This is a genomic window from Moorena sp. SIO3I6 (assembly GCF_010672095.1).
The window spans coordinates 59,097-69,659 of record NZ_JAAHHU010000012.1 but is presented as its reverse complement, the minus strand read 5'-3'; the positions used below and the strand labels follow the sequence as shown (position 1 = coordinate 69,659).

The window sequence follows — 10,563 nt, the reverse complement described above, 5'->3', positions numbered from 1 at the left end:
CACCACCCTAGTCGGGACAGGTATTCACTTGCTGGGAATGGACTTGCCAATACCAGAGATTGCGATCGCAACTTCAGTGGTGCTCTTTGGCGGACTACTGTTGAGTGCCAAAATTCCCAATATATCCGTAGTGCTAGGGTTAGCTAGCTTAGCTGGTATTTTTCATGGCTATGCCTATGGTGAAGCAATTGTAGGTGCTGAAATGAGTCCACTATTGGCTTACCTGATTGGCTTCAGTGTGATTCAGTATGGTATTGCCATCCTAGCCCTAGGGCTGAGTCAGAGGTTGATCAAACAATGGAAAGATCAACCCTTCCCACTGATGCGAATTTTAGGCTTTGGTATCTGCTCAGTAGGAGTCGTTTTCCTATCCTCTGCAATTTTTGGATAAGAAGAATTAAGAATGTAGAATTAAGAATTAAGAATTAAGAATGTAGAATTGAGAATTGATGATAATTTATAATTCTGCTTTATGTATTCTGCTTTCAGCATTCACCATTCTTCATTTTGCCTTTCGCCTTAGAGGATATCTAAAAAGTTTTTTGATACTGAATTTTGCCCCCCTAGCCCCCCAATTATGCGGTGCGCACCGGTGGGGAAGAATCAATTTGCTGCTAAAAGTCCCCCAAGCGAGGGATTGCTCCCTTGGGAAACGGGGGCTTGGATGTAGCAAATGAGACTTCTCAGACAACCTCTTAGGTAGCTAGTCCTTTAATTCTGTGTCAAAAACCGATGAAAGCTAACCAAGTTAAACAACTTAACTTTTCCGGTGCCTACATAGATGCGAAGTACGTTGAAAATGTGGAAAATTATCCCATTAACAGTCGTACTATCACCGTTAATCCTGAAGAGACAGATGCTTACCTGAGCGAAAATAACACCAGCATTATTCCGGCTTTTTCATCTACCATCCTCAAAAATACTACTGTCCAAAAAGCCAAATCATTACTTTTGCTGGAGGGAGTAGAGAGCAACAACATCGGCAAGATTGTTTTTGAGCCTGGGTGGAATTTATTAGGTAATTTGATCCACTTCCCCAAAAATATACCGCTGTGGAAGTCTCCTCAAGATGAGGCGGGAATTCTAGAAGTCGATCCCTATTTTATGGCAAGGCAATCGAGTACACCCCATCAACAAGAAAAGTTCTCTGTTAAAGTTAACCTCTGGTATGCTCCTTCTCGTACCGATTGTGCAATCCATAACCAACATGACTTTATTGAGCTTCACACCCAAGTTTTGGGACAGGGACGAATGCAGAAGTTCAAAGAAAAAGATTTTGGGACTCTCTATGAAGATCTCTTGATGACTGAGGGATACACCCAGATCGTTCCTTTTTGTGAAGTACACGAAAACCAGCAATATACCTATCCGTGGCATCAGTATTATTCAGATACGGATTGTATCTGGATGGCGATCGAATATCACCCGATTAAACGTTCTAAATGAACCCTGAGATATTGATGTCTTACCTTCTTGACGGATATATATCCCAACCTTAAATCTACCCTAAACTGAACACCAAAGGCGAACAACAAAATAACCTTGGCCTTTGGCCACGCTACGCGAACAACCTTCAACCAACCAACCTTCAACTTTCAACAAAATAACCTTCAACCTTCAACCTTCAACCAACCTTCAACCTTCAACCTTCAACCAACCAACCTTAAACCTTAACTTTACTCCTTAACTTATTTAAAATGGCTGCAAAAATTCCTGTTACTGTTGTTACTGGATTCCTCGGTAGTGGCAAAACTACTCTCGTGCGTCACCTGCTCCAAAATAATCAGGGCAGGCGCATTGCTGTAATTGTTAATGAATTTGGTGAAGTAGGGATTGATGGGGAATTATTGCGTTCCTGTCAGATTTGTGATGAAGACGATGACGCCAATAATAATATTTTAGAACTAGCGAATGGTTGTCTGTGTTGCACGGTTCAGGAAGAATTCTTACCGACAATCCAAGAATTGCTGAAGCGTCGTGACAAGATTGATAATATCCTGATTGAAACCTCGGGATTAGCGTTGCCTAAACCTCTAGTTCAAGCCTTTCGTTGGCCAGAAATTCGCACGGGCGCTACGGTGGATGGGGTGGTGACTGTCGTAGACTGCGATGCCTTAGCGGCTGGTACTTTAGTGAGCGATATCAATGCTTTAGAAGCCCAACGTCAGGCTGACCCAACCTTGGAACATGAAACTCCCATCGAGGAATTGTTTGAAGACCAGCTAGCTTGTGCTGATATGGTGCTGTTGACTAAAGTGGATTTAGTGGATAGTCCTACTCAAACCAAAGTAAACAATTGGTTGCAACAGCAGTTACCAAGTAGTGTGAAAGTCGTTCCTTGTCAGGAGGGAGACATTAGTCCTGATTTACTGCTAGGATTTAATGCCGGAGTGGAAGATAATTTAGAATCACGTCCTAGCCATCATGACCATGAAGAAGACCATGACCATGATGATGATATTAATTCAGTTAATTTGATTTTAGATCAGGCATTTGATCCACAGGTAATCAAGACAAAATTACGACAATTGGTGCAACAGCAAGAGATTTATCGTATTAAGGGATTTGTGAATGTTGCTAATAAACCCATGCGGATGGTGATCCAAGGAGTAGGCGATCGCATTGAGAGTTTCTTTGACCGTGCTTGGCAAGCTGATGAAAAGCGTCAGACTCGCTTGGTGTTGATTGGGCAAGGCTTGGAGCAGTTAGGAATTCAGGAGGTATTTGGGTAATAAAGGGAACAGGGAATAGGGAATCGGGAATCGGGAATCGGGAATCGGGAATCGGGAATCGGGAATAACCAATTTAGTAGAGTGGGCATCTTGCCCGCTCGGGAATGAAACAGGCAAGATGCCTGTTCCACCAAGATGGCGGAACATGAAACAGGCAAGATGCCTGTTTCACTAAGATGGCCATTCCACCAAGATGGCGGAAGATGAAACAGGCAAGATGCCTGTTCCACCAAGATGCCTGTTCTACCAAGATGCCGGAAGATGAAACAGGCAAGATGCCTGTTCTACCAATATGCTGGAAGATGAAACAGGCAAGATGCCTGTTCCACCAATATGCCGGAACATGAAACAGGCAAGATGCCTGTTCCACCAATATGCCCATTCCACCGATCAGATTACGGTGCAGTTTCCATGTGAGGTATGTACAATAATGATCTACAAATCAGCCTCAGTGAAACGATGTTAAGTCGGGAAATTACCTATTCTCAAGCAAAAGCTAACCTAGCTAGCATCCTAGATCAAGTTTACGATGAACGCGAAATTATCGTAATCAAGCGTGATAACCAGAAAAATGTCGCGTTAATTGCTGAAGATGAATTGTCTGGTATCTTAGAAACTATTTACCTGTTGCGATCGCCAGAAAATGCCAAGCGCCTGTTTAGGGCTTTGGAATGGGCAGAGTCAGAAGAAGCTACTCGTGACGTACTCCCGACGTTGCCCTGACGGGACAACGCGGGCTTCTTGCCAACACCAGGTACCCCTTCGGTTACTCGGCAAGCTTTACTCCTGACGGGACGCCCCACCGCCAAATTCAATATGTTTTTAGCCGCATTCACATCGCGATCTTTCGTGTATCCACAATGAGGACAAGAATGGATGCGGTCTTTTAATTTTTTAGGTACTTTCGTGCCACAATTAGAACAGTTCTGACTGGTATTTCGAGGATTTACTGCAACTGTAAGCAAACCAGCATTTTCGGCTTTGTTTGATAGTATTGACAGAAATTGTCCCCATCCAGCGTCCAATACAGATTTAGCCATTTTAGTTCTGGCCAAACCTTTAATATTTAACTTCTCGTGAGCGATTAGATCATATTCGTCTAGCAAACTTTTGGCTGTTTTAAAATGAAAATCTTTTCGAGTGTCAGCCACTTTTTTATGAGCTTTTCCTAGCTTAATAACAGCTTTCTTACTGTTGTTACTACCTTTCTTAGAACGGCTAACAGCTTTTTGAATTTTCTTTAACCGTTTTTGAGCTTTTCGATAGTATTGGGGTATTGGTACCTCTGAACCATCAGACTTTGTCAGAAAAGACTTAAGACCCATATCTATTCCGACGGGATTTTCGATGCTGTCTACTGAGATAATATCCGGAACCGTACCATCTTGGATTGACAGCGTGACGTAATAGCCGTCAGCTTTTCGGGTTATAGTAGCTGTTTTTATTTTGAATCCTTCTGGAATAGGTCTGTGATAAATCATTTTGACTTTACCAAATTTTGGAAGAGTCAAAATGTTGCCATTTATTGGATTATTTGAAAGTGACGGAAAAGTAAATGACTTGTATCTATTTTTACTTTTGAATCGAGGTCTTCCGCTCTTTTTACCATTGCTATCTCCCTTAAGAAACCGCTTGAAAGCCAAATCTACTTTTTTAACGCAATCCTGTAATACGTGAGCATGAATATCACTATACCAAGGTCTGTCTTTCTTTAACTGAGGTAGAGTTCTTTTTTGGGAAAAGTAGTCAGGATTGTTTCTTAGATCTGGTAAATGACAAACAAGGGAACAAGAATTAATAGAACAGCGATTTTGCTCAAACCAATTAAACCTATCTGCCAACAAATAGTTGTACTGATGACGCAACATATCCAGCCATTTCTCTATTTTTGTAATTTGCGACTTTGTCAGTCTTAACCGGTATTGATATGCAGATATCATTTTTGTCCTCTTGCTTATCGACCTATTATTAGTCTAACATATGGGTAGCCATCTGACAACCCATAACAGTAAAAACATGAAAGATAAAAAGTTGATAGTCAGAGTAACTGACTTTGAAAAACGACAATTAAAACAGGAAGCCGACAAGAGAGGGATGACCCCATCTGAATTGATTAGGAGTTTTATAGCTCGTCTCCCTGTCCCCCAGGATTATTAGTTGGTGATTCCATTTCATTCCATCACCGGGCTATCCTTCCCGACGCTGACCCTATCGGGTACAGCGCGGGGCTGCCGCCATAAAGCTCAACCTTTGGAAGAACTGAAAGAGGAATTGGGTATTAAGTTGTAACAAGGGTAAGAAAGACGGCATTACTTTGTCACAGAGTTGACATTCAGTCAATCTCTTACTAATCTAGCTACTATACAGCCAATACTCCCATTTTTAGTGCATTGATGGTGCTCATGGCTGAAAAGGGATAGACGAATCGCTTTACCGTGAGCGGCTAAGGACAAGTTAGTTATGAGTGGCGATCGCAATATTCAAGCAGGTAGATATAACCGTGAAACCCACAACAACGACCAAAGTACTTACATCGAGGGCGATTACTATAACAATAACCCAGAGCAAAAACAAAACCTCGCGAAAGCTGCGGCACAGATTCAAGAATTACTAGAGACCTTAGACAAAACTTACCCTACTGATACTACCACTGGAAAGATGAAGGTGGCAGCAGCAGCAGTTGAGCAGATTGACACTAACCCTGCTTTGAGTAATAGAGTACTCAGTGCCTTGAAAGCTGGGGGTGTAAGTGCTTTTGAGCAACTGCTGAACCATCCGGCTGCTAGTTTTGTTATCGGTGCGCTGGAAGATTGGCAGCAAACTCAGCAGTCTTAACACCAAACTACACCTCGATCACCCTAGCTTGATTGACAGTTGTGACTGAAGAACGAAAGCGGCCAGAGCGTGAAATTAATACAGAACATCACCGCGAGGCTAATGTGAATCACCAAGGTTTTTATGTTGAGGGTGATTACATTTATAATTCGGAGCAGCAAAGACATGTGCCAGCTCCCCTTTGGAGAGAATTACAACGCAAGCTAATTGGCTGGCTCGACCGTGATCAGTATGCTGCTAGTTGCATTCGCAAACAGTTACTGGTAGAAGTCAAGCGGGAGGTAACAACTCGACTCCAGGATTCTCTGCACCAAGACAAGTTAGAGATGAATCTGTATCTGGAATTACCAATGGAGGAGAGCAAGGGGGCGGTAGAACGTGACCAGCGACAGAAAGTAATTCCCCTACCGCCTCAAACCTCAGCAATGGAGGTATTTGAACGGCCAGATGTGAAAGGTCGGTTACTCATTTTAGGGGAACCGGGGTCTGGAAAAACGACCACTTTACTAAGACTAGCCGAGGATTTAGTTAAGCAAGCACAACAGAATAATGCTGCACCGATCCCCATCATCTTCGAGCTTTCTGCCTGGAAACATGATCAGCAACCCCTTGATCAATGGTTAGTGGCTCAACTCAAAAACAATTACAGCATTGACGAAAAAATCAGCCAACAATGGCTGGAAAACCATCAACTACTGCCCCTTCTGGATGGTTTAGACGAGTTAGGCATACCCCGTCAACGGCTGTGCGTCACCAAAATTAATCAGTTTTTCAAGCAAGACATCCAACGCCGTGGGGTGGTTTGCTGTCGCCTGGAAGAATATCAGCAGGGAAGAGTCAAACTACGTAAACTTAATGGGGCTTATTGCTTGCAGTCCCCCAATGATGTCCAAATCCAAGAGTATCTCCAGCGCCTGGGTAAACGGGAGTTCTGGCAAGTGCTATCCAGTGATGCCCAGATGAGAGAACTGGCAGATAAACCCCTGTTTTTAAACGTGATGGTGACAGCATACCAGGGGCAGCCGATTACCAATAAAGCACAACTGTGGTCAGCCTATGTGGAGGAGCGCTTAAAGTTACCCCTTGATCAGCAAAAATATCCCAAGGGAGTTCCTTATGGGGATGAGGATACTAGACATTGGTTGACTTATATAGCTCGGCAATTAGTAGCAGATTCAACCACTGAATTTTTAATTGAAAATATGCAGTTATATTGGTTGAATAAGGGTGGAGAAAGACTTGCTTTTAGATTAATTTCTGGGCTGATATTAGGGCTGATATTAGGGCTGATATTAGGGTTGATATTAGGGTTGATTTATGGGCTGATTTATGGGTTAATTTTAGGGCTGATTTATGGGCTATTTTTAGAGAATTTCAAATACTACGAACTAACTGCTGAAGCTTTTATTATAAATTGGTATGGTGTGAAATATGGTCTGACATATGGGCTGATATTAGGGCTGATTTATGGGCTAATATATGGGCTGATATTAGGGCTGATATTAGGGTTGATTTATGGGCTGATTTTAGGACTAATTTATGGGCTGATTTATGGGTTAATTTTTGGGTTAAGTTCTGGGCTGATTTATGGGCTGATTTATGGGCTAAGAACAGAAATTAAAGCTAAGGTACAACCTAATCAAGGTATCAAAGAATCGTTTAAAAAAACGTTTATTATTCCCCTGTTTGCTTTTCCGGCTTGGGCATTAATTTATCCGCTTTTCTTCATCGTTACAGGAGCTAACCTTGATTTGACTAGCGCTTTAACAATGGGTTTACTTATAGGCTTGGTTTCGGCACTAGCAAGTGGGGGTCAAGACTGGATACCGCACTTGACCCTGAGGCTAATTTTGTGGCAAAGGGGAGCAATTCCTTGGAACTATGCCAGGTTCCTCAGTTATGCCGCACAACGGCGCTTGATCCAGCAAGTGGGAGGCCGTTACCGTTTTCTTCATGATGCCCTGCGTCAGCATTTTGTGGGCAATAAACCTGTTCCTCCCCCCCTGATTGAAGGTTCTAAAACTAAAAATATTGTGCTGGGCTATATTCTGTTGGGATTTTCTCTGTTTGTTTTTCTAATTCTTAGTAGCAGCATCTATAGGGTTGACAGTGGGCTAAAATCAACGGTAGTACCAGTAGTCCAGAGCGGTGATGTGGTTCTCACGGATAGAGTCACCCGTAATTGGCGGAAATTCCACCACGGAGATGTGATTCACTTTCGGGTTACCAAGAATTTGGCGAAGCAAGGCTTTAATGGTAAGAAGTACATTATGATGCGGATTGTGGCGTTACCTGGGGAAACGTTTGCCATTAAGCAAGGAGAGGTTTATGTCAATGGTCAACGGCTGCAAACTGACTACATTCAAGGAATTCCTATCCAAGATGACGACGAAGTAGAGAGAGAAATCCCTTCTTGTTGCTATTTAGTTTTGGGTGAAAATCCAGATGATCAGGATAAGTTGTTGATGGACTTGGTGACTAGGGAGAAAATTGATGGTAGAGTCTTATTCCGTCTTTTTCCCTTTGGGCGGTTTGGTAGGGTGGATTAATTATATTTGTTGCTATAAAAGCTGTTGTAATTTGACCTGGTGGTGCGTTACGGGGCGGGCTGTTTCAACTGGCTACGAGGCTAAAAATAAGAGCCCCCCCTAACGCACCCTACGCAACGATTCCCGATTCCCGATTCCCGATTCCCGATTCCCTACTTCCTCCTAGTTTGCGGATCCAAAGCATCCCTCAATCCATCCCCAATATAATTAATACTAAGCACTGTTAAAAAAATCGCTAATCCCGGAAAAATTGCCATATGAGGCGCTATTTCAATATAATTTTGGGCATCAAATAGCATCCGTCCCCACGTCGGAACATCAGGGGGAAACCCTAAGCCTAAAAAACTCAAGGTAGACTCAGTAATAATCGCATTTCCCACCGCTAAGGTAGCCGCAACAATTACCGGACTAAGCACATTAGGAAGAATATGAGCCCAAATCAATCGACGAGGTTTAGCACCAATCGAGCGAGCGGCTGTCACAAAATCCATCTCCCGCACTGTCAAGAAACTAGCTCTTACTAATCGCGCCACGGACATCCAATTCAAGCAACCAATGACTAGCACTATCAATATAAAAATACCCAACTCTGGCCCAGCCAGCTGCCGCATGACATCGCGGAATAAATAAATCACTAACAGTAACAACGGTAGCTGAGGTAATGCTAAAAATAAATCCGTCAGACGCATCAGAAACGTATCAATTACTCCTCCATAGAAACCGGATAACGCTCCAATTAACGTCCCCAAGGAAATCGCCACTACCATAGCCGCAATCCCCACCGTTAACGAGATGCGTCCCCCCCACAATACCCGAGCCAGTTGATCCTGACCTAAATCATTAGTACCAAAAGGATGTGCCCAACTCGGTGGCGCACTGGATAGACTAAAGTCAATTTTGTCAATAGGTGTTGTATTAATGAATGGCCCTAAAACAATGGTAATCACCATAATTAGAAGTACAATAGACCCGATTACAGCCATTCGGTCTTGGCGAAACCGACGCCATCCATCTCCACCAAAAAACTTCCACAGAACACTCATTTCGATACATCAGTTGTCAATTGGATAAGGTAAAAATTATTGGGCTTTAGGGAGCAGGGAGCAGGGAGCAGGGAGCAGGGAAGAGGCAAGAGGCAATAGGCAATAGGCAATAGGCAATAGGGAAAAAATTATTTGTACCTCATAGCTATGATAAACGCTATCATGAATTGTGATATAGCGTTTCTAGGATTTATGAGGTACCGTTATCAACCTCAAAGTCCCCCTTATCAAGGGGGATTTAGGGGGATCCCTTTGTACCTCATGGCATAGCGATGCAGCGCGGTCTTGGGGGTTTCCCCCATGAGCGACTGCATCAAGACAGAGAATTGCGATAATTTTTCTTCCCTACTCCCTACTCCCTACTCCCTACTCCCTACTCCCTACTCCCTACTCCCTACTCCCTACTCCCTATTCCCTACTCCCTACTCCCTACTCCCTACTATGTTATTTGAACTCTCGGATCTAGAATGCCATAAAGGAGATCAGCGACTAGATTAAAGACCACAATTAAAATAGCGTAGATAAAGGTAATAGCCATCACTACCGGTGTATCGTTTCGATAGATAGAATCAATCAGCAACGCACCAATTCCAGGTACTCGGAACACTTGTTCAGTGATTAAAGCACCAGTAAATACAGTAGGAATATCTAGGGCGACTAAAGTAACAACCGGAATCAAAGCATTCCGTAAGATATGGCGATTGACCACTACAAATTGATGTAATCCCTTAGCGTAAGCAGTACGGACGTAGTCTTGATTTAGCTGTTCGAGTATGGATGAACGAATAAAACGCATCAATACTGCTGCTTGAAATAATCCCAATACTACGATGGGCATGATAGACTGCTTGACTTGGATTACAAAACTATTCCAATCTGTTACCTTAAGGGTGCTATCGTAGATAAAAGGGAACCAATTTAGCTGAACACTAAATAGAATAATGAACAGCAAACCAGTGAAAAAGGTTGGTAGAGAAAATCCTAGAAAGGCGAGAGTGGTGACAATGTTATCAAAGATTGAGTAACGTTTAAGTGCCGAAATTATTCCTAAGGGAAACGCCAGCAATACAGCAAAGATATAAGCGGAACCCACAACCCATAACGTAGTAGGTAAACGCTGGAGCATTAGGTCACTAACGGGACTACGGCTAGTGAAAGAATATCCCATATCCCCTTGGATAAATGACCACGCCCATTTAATATACCGAATCGGGATGGGTTGGTCTAAACCAAGGGCTCGACGAATATTTTCCCGAACTTCCGGAGTAATGGAAGGATTAGTCGCAAATTCCCCCATCGGGTCTCCAGGTGCTAAAGCCAAGATACCGAATACTACGATACTGATAGCAATTAAGGTGGGAATGGAAACTAAAAGACGATTAATTAGGTATCGCGTCATGAAAA

General features: G+C 43.0%; 14 protein-coding genes. 10 read left to right on the top strand and 4 right to left on the bottom strand.

Going from position 1 to position 10,563, the window contains the following annotated elements:
• From F6K49_RS07175 to cobW, 4 genes are all read left to right on the top strand, one after another.
• The coding region (locus tag F6K49_RS07175) for a HupE/UreJ family protein (RefSeq protein ID WP_293095412.1) at positions 1–391 on the top strand (391 nt) is incomplete at its 5' end.
• Between the two features lie 341 nt (positions 392–732).
• Positions 733–1,446, top strand: a complete 714-nt coding sequence (locus F6K49_RS07170; RefSeq protein WP_293027245.1) for a hypothetical protein — start codon at positions 733–735, stop codon at positions 1,444–1,446.
• 96 nt (positions 1,447–1,542) lie between these two features.
• On the top strand, positions 1,543–1,674 hold the full coding sequence (locus F6K49_RS07165) for a hypothetical protein (RefSeq protein ID WP_293095409.1): 132 nt from the start codon (positions 1,543–1,545) through the stop codon (positions 1,672–1,674).
• A gap of 23 nt (positions 1,675–1,697) precedes the next feature.
• The gene (gene cobW / locus F6K49_RS07160; RefSeq protein WP_293042301.1) at positions 1,698–2,732 is read left to right on the top strand and encodes a cobalamin biosynthesis protein CobW; all 1,035 of its coding nucleotides are present in this window, start codon (positions 1,698–1,700) and stop codon (positions 2,730–2,732) included.
• 73 nt (positions 2,733–2,805) lie between these two features.
• On the opposite strand, the gene F6K49_RS07155 is transcribed toward cobW, so the two are convergent.
• Positions 2,806–3,114, bottom strand: coding sequence for a hypothetical protein (locus F6K49_RS07155; RefSeq protein WP_293066699.1), 309 nt, complete (start codon positions 3,112–3,114; stop codon positions 2,806–2,808).
• A gap of 77 nt (positions 3,115–3,191) precedes the next feature.
• Here F6K49_RS07155 and F6K49_RS07150 point away from each other — a divergent pair, with 77 nt between their 5' ends.
• Positions 3,192–3,455: a type II toxin-antitoxin system Phd/YefM family antitoxin gene (locus F6K49_RS07150; protein WP_364302003.1), complete on the top strand. Its 264-nt coding sequence runs from the start codon at positions 3,192–3,194 to the stop codon at positions 3,453–3,455.
• Here the strand turns inward: F6K49_RS07150 and F6K49_RS07145 are convergent.
• On the bottom strand, positions 3,353–4,672 hold the full coding sequence (locus tag F6K49_RS07145) for a transposase (protein ID WP_293066702.1): 1,320 nt from the start codon (positions 4,670–4,672) through the stop codon (positions 3,353–3,355). The two genes, F6K49_RS07150 and F6K49_RS07145, sit on opposite strands and share 103 nt — an antisense overlap.
• 76 nt (positions 4,673–4,748) lie before the next feature.
• Between F6K49_RS07145 and F6K49_RS07140 the strand changes: the two genes are divergently transcribed.
• From F6K49_RS07140 to lepB, 4 genes are all read left to right on the top strand, one after another.
• Positions 4,749–4,889, top strand: a complete 141-nt coding sequence (locus tag F6K49_RS07140; protein ID WP_293042289.1) for a CopG family transcriptional regulator — start codon at positions 4,749–4,751, stop codon at positions 4,887–4,889.
• Complete coding sequence (locus tag F6K49_RS07135) at positions 4,890–5,021, top strand: hypothetical protein (protein WP_293066705.1); 132 nt, start codon at positions 4,890–4,892, stop codon at positions 5,019–5,021.
• Positions 5,022–5,192: 171 nt separating this feature from the next.
• Positions 5,193–5,567: a hypothetical protein gene (locus tag F6K49_RS07130; protein ID WP_293042282.1), complete on the top strand. Its 375-nt coding sequence runs from the start codon at positions 5,193–5,195 to the stop codon at positions 5,565–5,567.
• Positions 5,568–5,608: 41 nt separating this feature from the next.
• Positions 5,609–8,116, top strand: coding sequence for a signal peptidase I (gene lepB, locus F6K49_RS07125; RefSeq protein WP_293095418.1), 2,508 nt, complete (start codon positions 5,609–5,611; stop codon positions 8,114–8,116).
• Positions 8,117–8,268: 152 nt separating this feature from the next.
• On the opposite strand, the gene F6K49_RS07120 is transcribed toward lepB, so the two are convergent.
• Complete coding sequence (locus F6K49_RS07120; protein ID WP_293066714.1) at positions 8,269–9,159, bottom strand: ABC transporter permease; 891 nt, start codon at positions 9,157–9,159, stop codon at positions 8,269–8,271.
• A gap of 300 nt (positions 9,160–9,459) precedes the next feature.
• Here F6K49_RS07120 and F6K49_RS07115 point away from each other — a divergent pair, with 300 nt between their 5' ends.
• The gene (locus F6K49_RS07115; RefSeq protein WP_293095401.1) at positions 9,460–9,657 is read left to right on the top strand and encodes a hypothetical protein; all 198 of its coding nucleotides are present in this window, start codon (positions 9,460–9,462) and stop codon (positions 9,655–9,657) included.
• Here F6K49_RS07115 and F6K49_RS07110 read toward each other — a convergent pair.
• On the bottom strand, positions 9,599–10,558 hold the full coding sequence (locus tag F6K49_RS07110) for an ABC transporter permease (protein ID WP_293095398.1): 960 nt from the start codon (positions 10,556–10,558) through the stop codon (positions 9,599–9,601). The genes F6K49_RS07115 and F6K49_RS07110 overlap by 59 nt on opposite strands.
• Between the last annotated feature and the right edge of the window lie 5 nt (positions 10,559–10,563).

Coding starts and splice junctions, on each gene's coding strand:
- F6K49_RS07150 (WP_364302003.1), top strand. CDS start 3,192: ATGTTAAGTCGGGAAATTACCTATTCTCAAGCAAAAGCTAACCTAGCT.
- F6K49_RS07110 (WP_293095398.1), bottom strand. CDS start 10,558: ATGACGCGATACCTAATTAATCGTCTTTTAGTTTCCATTCCCACCTTA.
- F6K49_RS07115 (WP_293095401.1), top strand. CDS start 9,460: ATGAGCGACTGCATCAAGACAGAGAATTGCGATAATTTTTCTTCCCTA.
- F6K49_RS07170 (WP_293027245.1), top strand. CDS start 733: ATGAAAGCTAACCAAGTTAAACAACTTAACTTTTCCGGTGCCTACATA.
- F6K49_RS07130 (WP_293042282.1), top strand. CDS start 5,193: ATGAGTGGCGATCGCAATATTCAAGCAGGTAGATATAACCGTGAAACC.
- F6K49_RS07120 (WP_293066714.1), bottom strand. CDS start 9,159: ATGAGTGTTCTGTGGAAGTTTTTTGGTGGAGATGGATGGCGTCGGTTT.
- F6K49_RS07155 (WP_293066699.1), bottom strand. CDS start 3,114: ATGGGCATATTGGTGGAACAGGCATCTTGCCTGTTTCATGTTCCGGCA.
- F6K49_RS07140 (WP_293042289.1), top strand. CDS start 4,749: ATGAAAGATAAAAAGTTGATAGTCAGAGTAACTGACTTTGAAAAACGA.
- F6K49_RS07145 (WP_293066702.1), bottom strand. CDS start 4,672: ATGATATCTGCATATCAATACCGGTTAAGACTGACAAAGTCGCAAATT.
- cobW (WP_293042301.1), top strand. CDS start 1,698: ATGGCTGCAAAAATTCCTGTTACTGTTGTTACTGGATTCCTCGGTAGT.